Annotated in this window: 15 protein-coding genes and 2 pseudogenes; 6 read left to right on the forward strand and 11 right to left on the reverse strand. The window is 48.1% G+C overall.

Features of this window, described 5'->3' with window-relative positions; all coding sequences use genetic code 11:
- Nucleotides 1-36 precede the first annotated feature (36 nt).
- The gene (locus tag BZG76_RS06925) at nt 37-939 is read right to left on the reverse strand and encodes a LysR family transcriptional regulator (protein ID WP_077460684.1); all 903 of its coding nucleotides are present in this window, start codon (nt 937-939) and stop codon (nt 37-39) included.
- Nucleotides 940-1,107: 168 nt separating this feature from the next.
- On the opposite strand from BZG76_RS06925, the gene BZG76_RS06930 reads away from it, so the two are divergent.
- Nucleotides 1,108-1,977 carry an MBL fold metallo-hydrolase gene (locus BZG76_RS06930; RefSeq protein WP_077460685.1) on the forward strand — a complete coding sequence of 290 codons (870 nt, stop codon included), beginning with the start codon at nt 1,108-1,110 and terminating at the stop codon, nt 1,975-1,977.
- Nucleotides 1,971-2,597 carry a DsbA family protein gene (locus BZG76_RS06935; protein ID WP_077460686.1) on the forward strand — a complete coding sequence of 209 codons (627 nt, stop codon included), beginning with the start codon at nt 1,971-1,973 and terminating at the stop codon, nt 2,595-2,597. Before BZG76_RS06930 ends, BZG76_RS06935 begins: the two co-directional genes overlap by 7 nt.
- A gap of 63 nt (nt 2,598-2,660) precedes the next feature.
- On the opposite strand, the gene BZG76_RS06940 is transcribed toward BZG76_RS06935, so the two are convergent.
- The 7 genes from BZG76_RS06940 to cysP all read right to left on the reverse strand — a co-directional run bounded on the left by BZG76_RS06940 (nt 2,661) and on the right by cysP (nt 8,976).
- Nucleotides 2,661-3,824: a DEAD/DEAH box helicase gene (locus tag BZG76_RS06940; protein WP_077460687.1), complete on the reverse strand. Its 1,164-nt coding sequence runs from the start codon at nt 3,822-3,824 to the stop codon at nt 2,661-2,663.
- Nucleotides 3,825-3,951: 127 nt separating this feature from the next.
- Entirely contained in the window at nt 3,952-4,152 is a 201-nt protein-coding gene (locus BZG76_RS06945) for a hypothetical protein (protein WP_077460688.1), read from the reverse strand.
- Nucleotides 4,153-4,265: 113 nt separating this feature from the next.
- The gene (locus BZG76_RS15610) at nt 4,266-4,397 is read right to left on the reverse strand and encodes a hypothetical protein (RefSeq protein ID WP_274532497.1); all 132 of its coding nucleotides are present in this window, start codon (nt 4,395-4,397) and stop codon (nt 4,266-4,268) included.
- A gap of 628 nt (nt 4,398-5,025) precedes the next feature.
- A complete protein-coding gene (locus tag BZG76_RS06955) occupies nt 5,026-6,153 on the reverse strand; it encodes a sulfate/molybdate ABC transporter ATP-binding protein (protein WP_077460690.1) in 1,128 nt (375 codons plus the stop codon).
- A gap of 4 nt (nt 6,154-6,157) precedes the next feature.
- The gene (gene cysW, locus BZG76_RS06960; protein WP_077460691.1) at nt 6,158-7,066 is read right to left on the reverse strand and encodes a sulfate ABC transporter permease subunit CysW; all 909 of its coding nucleotides are present in this window, start codon (nt 7,064-7,066) and stop codon (nt 6,158-6,160) included.
- Between the two features lie 10 nt (nt 7,067-7,076).
- Nucleotides 7,077-7,913: a sulfate ABC transporter permease subunit CysT gene (cysT, locus tag BZG76_RS06965; protein ID WP_108742907.1), complete on the reverse strand. Its 837-nt coding sequence runs from the start codon at nt 7,911-7,913 to the stop codon at nt 7,077-7,079.
- Between the two features lie 58 nt (nt 7,914-7,971).
- On the reverse strand, nt 7,972-8,976 hold the full coding sequence (gene cysP / locus BZG76_RS06970) for a thiosulfate ABC transporter substrate-binding protein CysP (RefSeq protein WP_077460693.1): 1,005 nt from the start codon (nt 8,974-8,976) through the stop codon (nt 7,972-7,974).
- Nucleotides 8,977-9,202: 226 nt separating this feature from the next.
- On the opposite strand from cysP, the gene cysM reads away from it, so the two are divergent.
- From cysM to BZG76_RS15655, 3 genes and pseudogenes are all read left to right on the forward strand, one after another.
- Nucleotides 9,203-10,093, forward strand: coding sequence for a cysteine synthase CysM (gene cysM / locus BZG76_RS06975; RefSeq protein ID WP_077460694.1), 891 nt, complete (start codon nt 9,203-9,205; stop codon nt 10,091-10,093).
- 369 nt (nt 10,094-10,462) lie between these two features.
- Nucleotides 10,463-11,221, forward strand: a pseudogene (locus tag BZG76_RS15650) (PAS domain-containing protein); the annotation flags it as partial.
- A gap of 162 nt (nt 11,222-11,383) precedes the next feature.
- Nucleotides 11,384-11,758 (forward strand): annotated as a pseudogene (locus tag BZG76_RS15655) (methyl-accepting chemotaxis protein); the annotation flags it as partial.
- A 62-nt stretch (nt 11,759-11,820) separates the two neighbouring features.
- Here the strand turns inward: BZG76_RS15655 and BZG76_RS06985 are convergent.
- Together BZG76_RS06985 and BZG76_RS06990 are read right to left on the reverse strand one after the other, a co-directional pair.
- Nucleotides 11,821-12,258 carry a YeeE/YedE family protein gene (locus tag BZG76_RS06985; protein ID WP_077460695.1) on the reverse strand — a complete coding sequence of 146 codons (438 nt, stop codon included), beginning with the start codon at nt 12,256-12,258 and terminating at the stop codon, nt 11,821-11,823.
- A 15-nt stretch (nt 12,259-12,273) separates the two neighbouring features.
- Entirely contained in the window at nt 12,274-12,699 is a 426-nt protein-coding gene (locus BZG76_RS06990) for a YeeE/YedE family protein (protein ID WP_077460696.1), read from the reverse strand.
- A gap of 254 nt (nt 12,700-12,953) precedes the next feature.
- On the opposite strand from BZG76_RS06990, the gene BZG76_RS06995 reads away from it, so the two are divergent.
- Nucleotides 12,954-14,435 (forward strand): putative bifunctional diguanylate cyclase/phosphodiesterase, encoded by a 1,482-nt coding sequence (locus BZG76_RS06995; protein WP_077460697.1) that lies wholly within the window; start codon nt 12,954-12,956, stop codon nt 14,433-14,435.
- 69 nt (nt 14,436-14,504) lie between these two features.
- Here BZG76_RS06995 and BZG76_RS15620 read toward each other — a convergent pair whose 3' ends face one another.
- A complete protein-coding gene (locus BZG76_RS15620; RefSeq protein WP_077460698.1) occupies nt 14,505-16,247 on the reverse strand; it encodes a PAS domain S-box protein in 1,743 nt (580 codons plus the stop codon).
- Nucleotides 16,248-16,374: the final 127 nt, after the last annotated feature.

Genomic DNA, 16,374 nt, shown 5'->3' on the forward strand with positions numbered 1-16,374 from the left:
TACTAAATAGCTTTTCTCACTTAACTTTTCTGCTGGCTAAATAGCAACCGGTGCCCACTTGCTATCTGCGAAGTGGGCAATCAGCGCATCCAGCAACGCACGCACCGCCGGTGGTTGGTTGCGACGTGACGGGTATAAGGCGTAGATATCCATCGCTTTGGGTTGCCAATCGGGGAGCACGACTTCCAGCTGACCTCGCGCAATGGCACTATGCGCCAAATAAACTGGCTGCATGCTCACGCCCATTCCCTGAATGGCGGCACTGAGTAAGGTTGTCGCCTCGTTGGCAGACAGCTTACCTTGCACCTCAACTGCGGCGTGTTCCTCACCTTTGTCTAAATGCCAAATTGGCCGATCAAATTGTTTGTAACTGAGGCAGCTATGCGCGGTGAGATCGTCTGGTGAGCGGATTGGTGCATGGGCGGCTAAATAATCCGGTGCCGCCACCAAGACGGAATCACACGCGGCGATCGGGCGACCAATTAAGGAAGGGTCGGGGTTGGACGCAATACGGATGGCAATATCAATCCGTTCCGCAATCAAATCGATCGCCTTATCCTGTACTTCAATATCCACATCGACGCCGGGGTGAGCGGCCATAAAGGGCTTTACCGCGGGGATTAATTGCGCAAAACCAAACGACATACTGGTCGCCACCCGCACTTTGCCAGTTAAGCCCGCCTCTTGCTGCCATTGCTGTGTCAGGACATTGGCTTGCTCAACCCATTGTTCCAGTTGTGGCAAGCTTTGTTCGCCGGCGGAGGTTAACGATACTTTGCGCGTAGTGCGCTGTAATAAGCGCACGCCTAACCAGTCTTCTAGCGCTTCGACATGGCGAGTCACCATGGGGCGCGACATCTCAAGACGCTCGGCCGTGGCGGTAAAACTTTGTGTAAGGGCAACATCAATCAATACGCGAGCGGCAGTCAGTGTGTCCATGTCAATCTCATCTTTGCTTAAGAGCTAGCCGTTCGTAACACGGTACGATCAGTTTATATGCTCGAATTATGAAATAATGATGTAAATTATTAGCTATATATTCGAACAAGTCGAGCCCGTAAACTGCGCAGCATCTCAACACCGAATGCAAAACAACGGAGCACGACGATGAAATTGATAAAAACCCTAGCCGCCTCTTTATTACTGACCGGTAGCGCAATGGCAGCAAATAATGCTGAACCCTTGAACCTAGACGTGTATAACGCGGATGGTAATAGCTTCCACGTAAACTCAACCTTGGTGTACGGCGAAACCGAAGCCATGGTGGTTGATACTGGCTTTACTAAAGCAGATGCGCTTCGCATTGCCGCCAAAGTACTGGACTCCGGCAAAGCGCTGACCACCATCTTTATCAGCCAAGCCGACCCTGATTACTACTTTGGTGCGGAAGTGCTGCACGGCATGTTCCCTGACGCAAGAGTGATCACCACACCGGCTGTGCGCGCCACCATTGCAGAAAAACTAGACGGAAAAATGGCATTTTGGACCCCAAAAATGGGTGACAATGCCCCGCAAAATCCCGTGGTGCCCGCAGCTTATACCCGTTCATCATTGACACTGGACGGCCGTAAGATTGAAATTCGCGGCGCGAAAGGCGAGTTGGCTCACCGTCCGTATCTTTGGATCCCAGCCAACAAGGCGATCCTGGGTAACGTCGCCGTGTATGGCAATGTTCACCTGTGGATGGCAGACGCACAATCTGACCAAGCACGTGAAGGTTGGGCCGCACAACTAGAAGAAATGGCAGCACTGAAACCTGAAGTGGTGATCCCAGGCCATATGAAAGCAGGCACGGCACTAAACGCTGATACCATCACCTTTGCCCAGCAGTATTTGCAAGACTTTGCCGAGGCGAAAGCCAAAAGCAAAGACAGTGCTGAGCTGATAAAAAACCTGCAAGCGAAATATCCGGAAGCGGGTTTGCCGATGGCTTTGGAAATTGGTGCGAAAGTGCACATGGGAGAGATGGAATGGTAAACGTCCACTATATATTTGACCCAATGTGTGGCTGGTGCTTCGGCGCCGCCACCTTGATTGAAAGCCTAAGTAACAACCCTGACATCAACCTGCAACTTCATCCGGGTGGTATGCGAGAGCGTGCGCCGATTGAAGACAGCTTTCGTCAACACATTTTGGCGGCAGATCAGACCATTGCTGATCAAACCGGACAGACATTTGGTCAAGCCTATCTTGACCGCGTGGCAAGCGACCAGCCGGTCGTTTTGGACTCCTTTATGACCGCGCAAGCGATACTCGCTGCTCAGCAGCTTGATGGTCAGGGCGAGGAGATGCTGAAACGCATTCAGCGGGGCCATTATCAGCAAGGTCGCTCCGTCTATGACGCTGACACGCTCGCAGAGCTTGCCAGTGAGATGGGGATAGCGGCAGAGGCTTGGCAACAGGCGATGAATCGCGCCGAAAATGACGTGATGCCTGCGGTGAATCAAACCCGTCAATTGATGGCAGCGCATGGCTTACGCGGTTTTCCATCCATGCTGGTGGAGCAAAACGGTCAATGGCAAGTCATCACAGTGAGCCAATACTATCGCCGTCCAGACGCATGGCAGGCGCTGTGGCAAACACTGACTCAGGCATAAAGCAAACAAAAACGGCGAGCACCAGGCTCGCCGTTTTTATTGCGATCATTGTATGCGTACCATTTATTTGGGTGCAGTCAGCGGCACTGGCTTTTTAGGCTCAAAGCCTTCGATGATGCGACGTTCAAGTTGGTGCCCGAGACGTGCTTCAATCATACGCAAATTTTTGGTGTTGTCTTTTGAGACCAATGAAATCGCTTCGCCTTGAGCACTGGCACGGCCAGTACGGCCAATCCGGTGAACGTACTCGTCGGCTGGGAAGGGTAGATCGTAATTGACTACGCGCTCAAGCGACTCAATATCAATGCCGCGTGCGGCGACACCGGTGGCAATTAAAAATTGGATGTCACCGTTTTTAAAGTCTTCCAGCAATTGGGTCCGCGCGGCTTGGCTGCGTCCACTGTGAAACGCTTCAGCGGCAATGCCACGTTTTTCCAGCTGGGTGGCGAGTTTGGCGGCGCCATGTTTGGTTTCGATAAAAATTAATGCCTGTGCCCAACCATTCTCTTTGATCAAATGGCTAAGCAGTGCGGACTTCTTGTCTTTATCGACTGGAATACACCACTGAGTAATGTTGTCTTTCGAGGCATCTCGTGCGGCAATGCTGATTTCTTTGCCTTCATCGCCAATGGTCGCTTTGGCTAGATCGCGCACTTTATTAGACAAGGTGGCAGAAAACAGCAGACACTGCGTGCTTGCCGGCAATCGGTCGAGAATATTCTGAATGGCATCAATAAAGCCCATATCGAGCATTCGATCGGCTTCATCCAGCACCAGCACTTCTACTTCATCTAGATAGACGGCACGTTGGCTGAGTAAATCACGCAACCGTCCCGGCGTAGCGACCAAAATGTCGACGCCGTCGATCAAGGCTTGCTTTTGTGCCTGCTCGTCCATACCGCCAACCATCGCCAAGGTTCTAAGCGCGGTAAACTGCGTATCTTGGCGGGCGCTTTCGGCGACTTGCAAGGCCAACTCTCTTGTTGGAGCAATCACCAATGCGCGAGCGCGCTTTTTGCGTCCCGCTTCACCGGCACACAACTTATCGATAATGGGCCAGATAAAACTTGAGGTTTTCCCGGTACCTGTTTGTGCCGCGGCAATCAGATCATGGCCTTGTTGGATGATCGGAATGGCTTTGGCTTGAATTGGCGTGGGGATGGTATAGCCGCGTTGGGCAATGGCTTGGCAAAGCGGGGCGCTTAACCCCAGTTTTTTAAATGGCATGGCAAACTCAACAAACAATGAATGCGCGCCCACCCATAAAAAGGGTGGAGACACTGAATGGCGTGGAGTCTAGCACGAACCCCACATCCACACGACGTAAAATCTGCTGGTATCCTGAGTGTATGTTCTAGGCCGCGTTCTTTCTCAGCTCATGCGGGTAAATACGCGTGCCGTTTAATGTATTCTCATACACAGCTTGCTCTCGGAGATAAGACCAAGCATGGGCTTCTGTCCCTGTTTGCGCCGCTAACCGGTCGATAACAGCATCAATGTGTCGACCTGCATAGTCTTTGTGAGGGGTAAACAGTTCCTTAATGGCTGATAACATAGCACGCTCCTTATGTGTAACTAAATTACATATCAGTATGTACAAAGCATAGTTTGTGTTTGAAATGTGATCAAGTTTAAACTTTATATCTGTACTAAATAACATTTTTGTAATTAGTTTTCATCTATGCGCTCTGCTTCGGCTGTTTTGGTCTTTTCTTCTATTTCTATCCCGCGATAGGGCTCGCCCTCATCATCATGCAGTTGGTGGTCATACGCCGCTTGTAGACCGGAGTCCTCGATCACTTCTTCATCCCATTCAGAGCGGCGCCAAGTACCGCAAACTTTGTGCTAGATGGGTTGGTCATGGGCCTCCTTAATCTGTATCTGTACCGTTTAAATATTGCGCGGGTAGGTGATGAGCAAATTGTTGTGGTTATCACCGGTGACGTCCAGCTTTTTGATAAGCCAAGGTAGAGCTTGGTGAGTAAATGACCAATAGAAAAATGTGGCGGTTATTAATGATTTTGTCATTGGATTAACACAAGGTCAGATAGTAGTTGATAGCCTCACATTTATTCGATTATGTGGAGTACCAAAATTGAAACATGTGATGTTAATGCTATTAACTGTTGCTCTGGTATCAGGCTGTCAGCTGACCCGTGTAGAAGGCGAGCTTGATAATGTAGAGGTGAAAGTGAACTCAAAAGATAGTGAGACGCGATCGTCTGGAAAGTTTTGCCCGCCTGGGCATGCCAAACAAGGTAAGTGTTAGAAAGATCATTGTTAAATATCACCAAGCACACACAGATGGCGCGGCGGGGTAGAACTCACCCAGTTATATGCTAAGCGATAACTAGCAGGTGTTTGGGTGATGACACCTGCTGTCTTTTTTCGTTGAGAAGGATAGGGTCAACGCCACATAAAATGTTATTTAAATATCATACACCAAGCTATCTGCCGCCAAGAATGGCCATTGTAAGCGGTGGGGGGCTGTATCGTCATGGTTAAAGAAATAACCAATATGTGGCATGGCATAAACGGTATCGCCCTTTTGATACGATGCGGCTTGCCAAGCATGATGAGTTAGGGTGGCCTCCCACAATTGATCACTTTCCCAACCTTGTGGTGCCAGTGATACGCGTACCTCGGCGCCGACAGGGTTGACTGATACCACGCGCATGGGCAGCGATACCTGGCTGTTCGGTTTATCGGTGATGGTCAGTTCATGGCTGCGTACATACAAATCGCCGGATTGTTTGGTCTGCGCATTGAGGGCGGGTTCGATAAAGGCGTTACCATTTTTCCATACCCCTTGCTGAAATTGGCCGGAAAAGACATTCACGTTCCCCAAAAAATCAAACACAAATCGACTCTTCGGCGAAGCATACAGATCAACCGGGCTATCGACTTGTTCAATTTGCCCGTTACTCATCACCACCACCCGATCGGATAGCTCCAGCGCTTCATCTTGATCGTGAGTGACGAACACGCTAGTGAATGCCATTTCATCATGTAGGCGTCGTAACCATTGTCGTAGTTCTTTACGTACTTGCGCATCTAATGCCCCAAACGGTTCATCCAAAAGTAAAATTTCTGGTTGCGTCGCGAGTGCACGTGCCAGAGCGATACGTTGTTTTTGTCCGCCCGATAATTGTTCGGGATAACGCTGGCGAAGATGACCAAGCTGGACCACCTCGAGCAGCTCGTTAACTCGTTGAGTGATGGCGGCCGCTGAAGGGCGCTCGCGCCGCGGCATGACTTGTAAGCCGAACGCAATGTTTTCAGCGACTGTCATGTGCTTAAACAAAGCGTAGTTTTGAAAGACAAAGCCAACGCGTCGATCGCGAACATGCACCCGGGTGACATCGCGTTCGCCAAAATGGATTTGGCCACTATTGCTGTTTTCTAACCCCGCAATAATCCGCAGTAACGTGGTTTTTCCCGAACCTGATGGTCCAAGTAACCCCATCATTTCACCCTTTTCTATGGTGAGAGATAGCGGCGAAAGTGCCTGAAACTGGCCAAAGTGTTTGGTGATATTGTTTAATTGAATTTGCATTATGTTACTGCTCACTCTGGGTCGTTTGTGGGATAAATTGGGCTGGTGTTGACGCCATGTGCTCATCAAGCGGCGTTATGTTTGTCTGTGCGCGTTGCTGACGCCACTCTACTAAGGCTTTGAGCGCTAACGTTGCCAATGCCATAAAGGCAAGCAAAGAGGCACAAGCGAACGCGGCTTGGGTTTGATAGTCTTCATACAGAAGCTGCACTTGCAAAGGCAAGGTATTGGTTTGGCCACGAATGCTACCTGACACCACTGCCACCGCGCCAAACTCACCGATGGCCCGGGCATTGGTCAAGATCACCCCGTATATCAGGGCCCACTTGATGTTCGGTAAGGTGACGCGTCGAAACAGTTGCCACCAAGACGCCCCTAAAATCACCGCCGCTTCTTCTTCGGCGTGTCCTTGCTGTTGCATCAGCGGAATAAGCTCGCGAGCAACAAAGGGGCAGGTGACAAAAAGGGTGACTAAAACAATGCCAGGCAGTGCAAACATCACTTGTAAATCATGCTCAAACAACCACGCGCCTAGCCAGCCGTTACTACCGTACAGCAGCAAATAGAGTAGACCAGCGACCACAGGTGATACCGCGAAGGGAATATCAATCAAGGTGGTGACCAGTTTTCGGCCTGGGAACTGAAACCGAGTTACCGCCCATGCGAGCATGACACCAAACACTAAGTTAACCGGCACCGTGATAACGGCAACCAATAGCGTTAACCCAATCGCATGGCGTGTATCGGGGGCAAGAAGGTGCTCAAAATAGGTACCAATACCGTCAGAAAATGCAATAGAAAAAATGCTCAATAAGGGAAGCACCAACACGAGCGCAACCAGTATCAGCATTAAGCCAATCAAACTACGTTTGATCCAAACAGAATCACCGATTCGGGCAGTGTGGGGAGTCATAAAGCTATCCTTAGCGACCGTGAATACGTTTTAAGTAGCGACCTTGCCATAGGTTGATCGCAAACAGTAACGACAATGATGCCATCAAAATCACTGAGGCAATCGCACTTGCCGCTGGGAAATTAAACTCTTGCAAACGGACAAAAATCATCAATGAGGTGATCTCGCTGACGTAAGGCGTATTGCCCGCAATAAAAATCACGGCCCCAAATTCGCCAAGACTGCGCGTAAAAGATAAGGCGATACCTACTAATAAAGCGGGTTTGATGGTCGGCAGGATAACGCGCCAAAACACGGCAAAATCGCTTGCGCCTAATAAGGTGCCAGCTTCTTCTTCCTCTTGAGAAATTTCTTCCAGTACGGGCTGTACGGTGCGCACGACAAACGGCAAGCTGGTAAACATCATCGCAATCATAATGCCTATCGGCGTATAAGCCACTTGTATACCGAGGTTCGCGAGCACGCTACCTATCCAGCCATTATCGGCATACAAGGTAGCGAGGGTGACACCGGCGACTGCGGTGGGCAGTGCGAAAGGCAAATCCACCAACGCGTCAATAAAGCGTTTACCCGTAAAATCGTACCGCACCAACACCCACGCAAAGAGCAGTCCAATCGCACCATTAAATAAGGAAGCGATAAGCGCCGCGCCGGCCGTGACTTTATAACTGGCGACAATACGTGGGTCTGAGATGGCAAACCAATATTCCTGCCAAGTCATTTGACTGGTTTGCATGATTAAACCACTGGCTGGCAGTAGTAAAATCAGGCTAATAAACAATAGCGATACGCCCAGACTGATACCAAACCCTGGGAGTACGCGCTGATGACGCACTCCCCGTGGCATAGATTGGCGTTGATGCGATAACGATGGCATAACGTCTCGATTTAAGTCGTAATAGCAATTAGCGGCGCTGGAGCTGGTCTAGCTTTCCGCCACTAGCAAAGTGGGTTTTCATCGCCTTATCCCAGCTACCTGAAATCTCTTCTACCGTCAGTAATTCAACCTGAGGGAAGCGATCGGCATACTCGTCTGCGACGGCTTGGTGATGAACGCGGTAATTAAAGTTAGCCAGTAAGCGCTGCGCTTTTTCACTGTAAAGATAAGACAAATACTCTGTCGCCAGTTCAGTGGTGCCATTGCGTTTAGCATTTCGCTTTACCACGGCAACGGGGAATTCAGCCAGGATCGAGGTTTTAGGCACCACGATATCGTAATCATCACTGCCATATTGTTGGCGGATGTTATTCACCTCTGATTCGAAGGTGACTAAGACATCGCCAATGCCACGTTCAACAAATGAGGTGGTTGCGCCACGGCCGCCGGTATCAAATACGGCCACATTGGCGAGTAACTGCTTCAAAAACGCATCTTGCTGTTCAGTGTTGTCTTTGCCAAACGTTTTTTGCGCATAACCGAGCGCGGCTAAATAGGTATAGCGCGCATTGCCTGAGGTTTTTGGGTTAGGAAAGACCGATGCGACATCGTCTTTGGCAAGGTCGTCCCAGTTTTCAATATTTTTGGGATTGCCCTTACGCACCAAAAAGGCGGTGGTGGAATAATAGGGCGAGCTGCTATTGGGGAAGTTGTCTTTCCAATTGGCATCGATCAGTTTGCCACGATCGTGCAGTACCTGCACATCAGTGACTTGGTTAAAGGTGACGACATCCGCTTGCAGCCCTTGCATAATTGCGCGCGCTTGCGCCGATGAACCGCCATGGGATTGCTTAATCGTTACGGAGTCGCCGGTTTTTTCTTGCCAGTGCTCTGCGAATAGTGGGTTGTAGTCGGCAAAAAGCTCCCTTGCGATATCATAAGAAGAGTTCAACAGTGTTTGTTCAGCGGCGAATACCTGTGCGCTGCTGGTGGCAAGTAGGGCCGACAGAGCCAGCGTTTTGAATACCTTCATTGTAATGTTCCTTAATGACCGGTTGATGCTTGTTCAACAAAAGAAGTCGCTATAAGTCACAGAATAAAAGCAATCATTAGGAATAAAAAACAGTTTTACTATAACCATTTTGTATATGTTAGTGACAATTTATCTGCGTGCCAGTGATAAACCCTTGTAACATGGCGTTTATAGACAGTGCCCCATGGCATGACGCCAGTGAAAAAGATAGGCAGAGGTAAGAGACGTGACTGATTTCCCAACGCTTGAAGACTACGTAGGACAAACACCCTTGGTACGTTTGCAGCGTCTAGGCGCTGATACGGGGAGTACTGTTTTGGTTAAACTTGAAGGCAATAACCCGGCCGGTTCGGTCAAAGATAGGCCCGCGCTGAACATGATTGTGCAGGCCGAAGCGCGGGGAGATATCCAACCGGGCGATACCTTGATTGAAGCGACCAGTGGCAACACCGGGATAGCGCTAGCAATGGCGGCGGCGATTAAAGGCTATCGTCTGATTTTAATCATGCCTGAAAATGCTACCCAGGAGCGCAAAGATGCGATGCGTGCCTATGGCAGTGAGTTGATTCTCGTCTCTAAAGCGTCGGGAATGGAAGGTGCGCGTGATTTGGCGTTATCCATGCAATCACAGGGCAAGGGCAAAGTGTTGGATCAGTTCAATAATCCGGATAACTTTCAGGCTCATGTGACCGGTACAGGGCCTGAAATTTGGCAGCAAAGCCAACAAAAAATCACCCACTTTATTGCCAGCATGGGCACCACAGGCACCATTGTGGGCACATCAAAGTACCTAAAAACGCAAAACCCCGCGATAAAAACCATTGGCTTACAGCCGACAGAGGGCAGTGCCATCCCTGGGATCCGGCGCTGGCCCGCTGAGTACTTACCCGGCATTTATACCGACGAGCATATCGATGAGGTGATGGATATTTCTGAGCAAGACGCCAAAGAAACGGCGCGAACATTAGCGCGAGAAGAGGGGATTTGTGCGGGGGTGAGCTCTGGCGGGGCCGTATATGCGGCACTGCAAGTTGCCAAAGCTGAACCCGACTCTGTGGTGGTAGCCATTATTTGCGATCGCGGCGATCGCTATTTATCGTCTGGGTTGTTTTCTTAACCGTTCTAGCTAAAAGATCTAGGTCGTAATGATGAGAAAAAATTACTTAGTATGAGGGACAATGCAATAAACGGAAAAGTAGATGGTTTTCTAGGCGATTATGAAGTCTTTTAATACAAGCCAGATGGTAATTAACTCTTTGTTATTAATGGTAATATATTTTTTGTTACATTTTTCATTCTTCTAATGCTTATTAATTAATACGCCTGATTATCGGATAAATAATGATGCTCTACGCTTTACTGATATTACGCGACTAATAACGTAGTTCACATACTTTAAAATGTTCTTGTGGATTGGCTAGCCACTGAAGTAAAGAAGCATAAAAAGTAACGATATGGTCCTAGAGTTAACGGGGGAGCCACCATGATGTTTAATCAAACTAGACGCCTACTTACCGAAAGCGAGACAAACAGAGAACAACTAGAAATCGAGCTTGATGCCATCATAGAAGGTGTTGCCACCATCACCTTCTCTCCTGATGGAATTGTGCTCAGTTGCAATCAACTATTACTTGATATTATTGGTTACGAGAGTAATGAAGTGGTTGGACAGCACCACTCGGCAGTATGTTTTCCTGAAACGACAGAGTCCCAAGAATACCGCGATTTTTGGATGCGTCTCGGTCAGGGCGAAAGACAGAAGGGCGTTTTTCGACGCCGGCACAAAAATGGTAACGAAATTTGGATGGATGCGTCTTATTTTCCAGTTAAAGATAAAACCGGACGAGTGGTTAAAGTTCGCAAAATCGCGTCCGATGTGACGCGAGTCCACCAAGAAAAAGCCAAAAAAGAGGCGTTGTTTATGGCGCTCGACCGTTCCATGGCGGCCATCATTTTTACCCCCCAAGGCAACATTATCCATGCTAACGACAATTTTTTAGCCACAGTGGGATATGAGTTAGATGACATTGTAGGGCAGCATCATCGTATATTCTGCGACGCTGACTTTTATGAGCAAAATCCGAACTTTTGGGCAGAACTGGAAGATGGACAATTTAAGGGTGGACAATATCAACGGCGTGACAAATTGGGCAATGAAATCTGGTTAGAAGCCACTTATAACCCCATATTCGGTGATAGTGGGCGTGTTGAAAAGATCGTGAAATTTGCTTCCAACATCACTGCACGTGTGCAGAAAAGCCATGCAGTCTCTCAAGCCGCTGAACTCGCCCACCATTCGTCAGCCGCGACACTTCAACATGTTGAGGATGGTAGTGCTTTGCTCAAAGAAGCGGTCGATATCACTAGCCATGTCACTGAGAAAATGCAATCAACGGCTGAGCAACTCCACCAACTGACTGAGCACGCACAGAGCATTGAAGAGATTGTGACCACGATTAATCAAATCGCTGAACAAACCAATTTACTTGCTTTAAATGCTGCTATTGAAGCCGCACGTGCCGGCGAGATGGGCAGAGGATTTGCTGTGGTAGCTGATGAAGTGAGAAGTTTAGCCAAACGCACCAGTGAATCGACAACACAAATCGCCAATGTTGTCGATGAAAATAGAAAATTGACCCATGGTGTGAGTGAGTCGATGGAAGAAGTGGCAGTAGAATCGGAGCAGAGCCGAGAAAAAATTGCCTCAGCGGAAACTGTCATGCGTGATATTTATGCCGGAGCTGAAGAGGTCTCTGATACAGTTCAACGTCTCGCTACTTAGCGCTAAACTTTGGCGCCCTGTCTAAAGCGGATATCAGGGCGCATCATCTCGCATGAGTCTATTTAAGTTTTTACTGGTGACGGTATTCGTGTTTGCTGAAGATAGGTTATGACGCGCATCCCGACTAGCATGCTAATCACAAATAGACCGATCGGTAGTGCGCCGGAGCCAATAGCCGTGATCGCCGGTCCTGGGCAAAGTCCGGCGAGTCCCCAGCCGGTGCCAAAGAGTAATGCGCCGCCGATGAGTTTTTTATCAAGCGTTTGCGTCTTGGGTAGACAAAATTGATCGGCCAGTACGGGTTTTTTCTGCCGACGTACGGCCAAAAAGTAGCCGGGAACAAAGACCAACAGCGCACCGCCCATCACAAACGCAAGGCTGGGATCCCACTGGCCGAATACATCCAGAAAGCCAATCACCTTCGCGGGATTGACCATGCCTGACACCATCATACCCACACCGAAGATAAAGCCAGAGAGTAGAGCAACAAGGCGAAACATAAGCGATAAACGTCCTTAAAGGTGTAAACGAACAAAAACAGTGACAAAGGCAGCACCCATAAAAGTGAGCGTTGCCACGATTGACCGTTTCGATAAGCGACCCATGCCACAAATGCCATGACCACTGGTACAGCCGTTACCTAATTTAGTGCCTATCCCGACCAGCAACCCCGCAAGTACGGCAACTATAGGTGTGAGTGCAGGCGCAAGGCTTGTGTAGTCGGGTAGTTCAAAACCGATAAATGGCATGAAGACACCCGCACTGATCATACCCAGCAAAAACAGACCTCGCCATTGAGCTTCACGGCCGTGTGATGATAACGCGCCTGACACAATACCGCTGATCCCGGCAATACGGCCATTGAGTGCTAAAAGTGCGAGACAGGCAGTACCAACCAGCATGCCACCAAACAAGGCATCCCATGGGATTTGAAACGTCATGATTTTCCTCTCAGTGAGTCAAAAAACGTTACGGCTAAAGGAGAAGAGCAGCATACTCGGATACATAAATAAGTCAATACTAATTTAGGTTGTTTTTATGTTTGGGCGGGCAGGCGCAGGCGGTTTGCACTCGTTGGTGTAAGTAAAAGGTTACCGCGGTGAAGCGATAGAACTGTTATGATTAGCGGCGGTGATAAAAGATGCAATAATTAATGATAAGTTAATAAGCGAGACGAAGAGGTTAAGAAGTGTTAATGAAAAAAACAGCGTACTACGCACTAAAATTAGCATTAACTTACTTCTTTTTTGCTTCGTTGTGGATACTGTTTTCCGATAAATTGGTTAACGTGCTGTCCGATAATCTTGAAATGTATACTTGGGCACAGTCGTTCAAGGGGCACCTGTTTGTCGTTATTACCTCAGTGTTACTTTGGGGGTTAGCACAGAAAAATAATCGTGATTTAGAGCGAGCGAGTGACATCGATACGGTTACCGGGCTTCATAGTCCCTCCGTATTCATTCGTCGCGCTGATACATTACTGCAGCGTGCTAATGCTGAGTCGTGCTATATGTTGTTTGTACTCGACATTGATAACTACACGTCGGTAACCAATAAGCTGGGCTTTGATCGCACCAATCAACTGCTGATGGGGGTGGCGCGTAAAATAGATACGCCCACCGTGCCTGAAAACTTAACCTCGAGAGTTCACGCCGATAGATTTGCATGTTTGTTGACGTTGTCCGATGTTTGCGAAATGACGCCATACATTGACAAGTTACATCGTCAGTGTAACCAGTTTTTGCAACGATACGATAGAGACATTACCTGTTCGGTAGGCGTGGCGGTGTTTGACTCGGATGGCGAAGACACCACGGCTTTAATGACAGCGGCGACACGCGCATTGAACGAAGCGAAGAAGTATAAAAATGCCGTTGCATATCACGATATCCATCTAACAGAAGAGGCTAAAAAGCGGCAAAACCTGGTTAATGATCTTAAGCAGGCGATTGATACCAATAAAATCGATGTTGTTTTCCAGCCTCAATACCACGTGGTTTCTGGCCAATTAAGTGGTTTAGAAGTATTGGCAAGATGGACACATGATCAATATGGCAATATACCCCCGAGTGTGTTCATTCCTCTCGCTGAAGAGCAGCATTTTTGCGAGGATTTAACGGCACTGGTGTTAGAAAAAGCCACCAAACAACTGAATGAAAGTCAGCTGCTAGGTAATATGGTTAAACGGGTATCGGTCAATATCTCTGCGGTTGAATTTAACAGTGTGGACGCGATAGCACGTATCGATACCTATTTGCAGTCCAACCCTGAATTCGCTCGTTATCTTTGCCTGGAGATCACAGAAACTGCCGCATTAGATGACATTATTGAGTGCGCGCGAGTGGTTGACACGCTTAAACGCCATGGCGTCACCTTTTCGATTGATGATTTTGGGGTCGGCTATACCTCGTTAGGTATGTTTAACCGGATCAACGTCGATGAAATTAAGATTGATCGTAGTTTTATTCAAGCGATGGAAACCGATAGTCGCGCCAAAGCGATCACCGCTGGCATTATCGATATCGCTAAACGACTGGATATTAACGTGGTAGCTGAAGGGGTAGAGACCCACACTCAACTTATGCTGTTAAAGCAGCTTGATTGTCAACACGTGCAGGGTTTCTATCTAGGCTATCCGGCGCCTTTAGAGCAGTTGGCTGTAGCCCAGTCGTTTTAATGGTCATGACTTTGGCCAACGTATAAAAAGAAAAAGCGCGAGTGTTTTTATCTCGCGCTTATTGACGCTCTAGCTTTCAATGTCGTTCAATAAAACCGCAAGCTCATCAATGCTTTGAACCGTACTTTCCACCAACTCGCTAATTTGTTTGCTCGACTGGTGAGAGACTTGAGCTAATTGGCGAACCTCATCGGCGACCACCGCAAAACCACGCCCCAAATCACCGGCACGAGCGGCCTCGATCGCTGCGTTCAGTGCCAGAAGGTTGGTGCGCTCGGAAATGTTGTTGATAGTATCGATAATTTTCATCACTTCCTGGCTTGACTGAGAAACGGACTGCATTGATGTTTGCGTTTTTGCCACGGTTTTACGTCGAGCACTGATATCAATACCAAACATGACATAATTAAGTATATTGCCGGAAAAATCTTTGAGTACACAAATCCTCGCATCAATTGCGAGTTGCTCCCCTTTTCCATTAAACTCAATGAGGGTGGAGGCATGGCCTTGTTTATCGATACTTTCTTTTAATTCGTGCGTGATTTTATGGTAGATGTCATGGGAGGCGTCTTCGCATCGCGTACCGATATTTTTCAAGGCGTCTTCAAATAGAGAGTTTATGGAATCAAGCTTACCGTCGGGGCAAATTTCCATAATAACTAATGCGCCGCTGATAGCATCTAATTTACGGGTGAAATCTAAGTAGGTTTGTTTTACCTGAGTAATATTGGCCTGCACAGAGATATAGTGCGTAATATGGTGGTTGTCGTCCCAAATAGGGTTGATAGAAAGCGATATCCAGTAAGGCTGCCCATCTTTAGTATAATTTAGAATCTCATCATAGAAGGGCTCATAGCGGGCAAGATGATCACGAATGTTTTGCACGGTTTCAGGACTGGTATCTGCTCCTTGAAGAATATGACCAGGCTTTTTGCCTCTCATCTCATCTAAGCTATACCCTGACATCCGCTCAAAACCACGGTTTACATAAACCACTTCTCCTTGTGGGTTAGTGACTATAACCGCATTATCGGTTTCGTTTGCCACCATGGACAATAACTGCATTTCTTCCCGGCGTTGCACAGTCTCAGTGACATCTTTTACAAAGGCAGTATAAAGTGTTCGATTACCAAGATGTACCTTCGATAATGAGAGCTGCCCCCAGAGTCGATGACCATCCTTATGTTCGATCTCGACTTCTCTACTGGTGCCAACAATTCTATCTTCGCCGGTCTTTCGGTTGCGATTTACATAGTCATCATGGTTGGCTTGGATTGCATGAGGCACCAACATTTTAACGTTCTTGCCATGAACATCTTCTTTGCTGTATCCCCACAGCTGCTCGGCCGCTTTGTTATAAAAGGTAATACAATTGTTTTCATCAATACACACCACAGCATCAAGCGCTTGTTCGAGGGTTTGGGTCATCATCTCTCGCGCATCTCGTTCAGCGGTAACATCACGAACAAATGCCGTGTAATGAATTTTGCCAGAGACGCGTATCTTGGATAAAGACAGTTGCACCCAAGTCAATGAGCCGTCTTTTCGTCTGAGCTGCACTTCACGAGAACGCCCGACGATGCGATCTTCTCCCCCAGATCTGTGTCGGTTAACGTAGCTGTCGTGGTTGGCTTGTAACTCGGTGGGGATCAGCATTGCTACGTTCTTTCCTTTCACCTCGCTTGCTGAATATCCCCAAATGTCCTCTGCTGCCTGATTAAAGAAAGTGATGTTATTGTGGTGATCAATGGTGACAACCGCGATAATTGCTTGCTCAAGCGCTTGTAGGTGAGAGTTAGAACGACCTAGCATATTGATCCTCTCTGTTAATGGCCTTTAAGCTGTGAGACAAAAGGTGTGAGCCCTAAGTCGGTACCTTGATTATCAATAAAACTGACAAATTATGATGGTAACTTAATAGGTATAAGCCAGGTTGGGC

The organism is Salinivibrio sp. AR647 (assembly GCF_001995415.1).
Lineage (GTDB): Bacteria > Pseudomonadota > Gammaproteobacteria > Enterobacterales > Vibrionaceae > Salinivibrio > Salinivibrio costicola.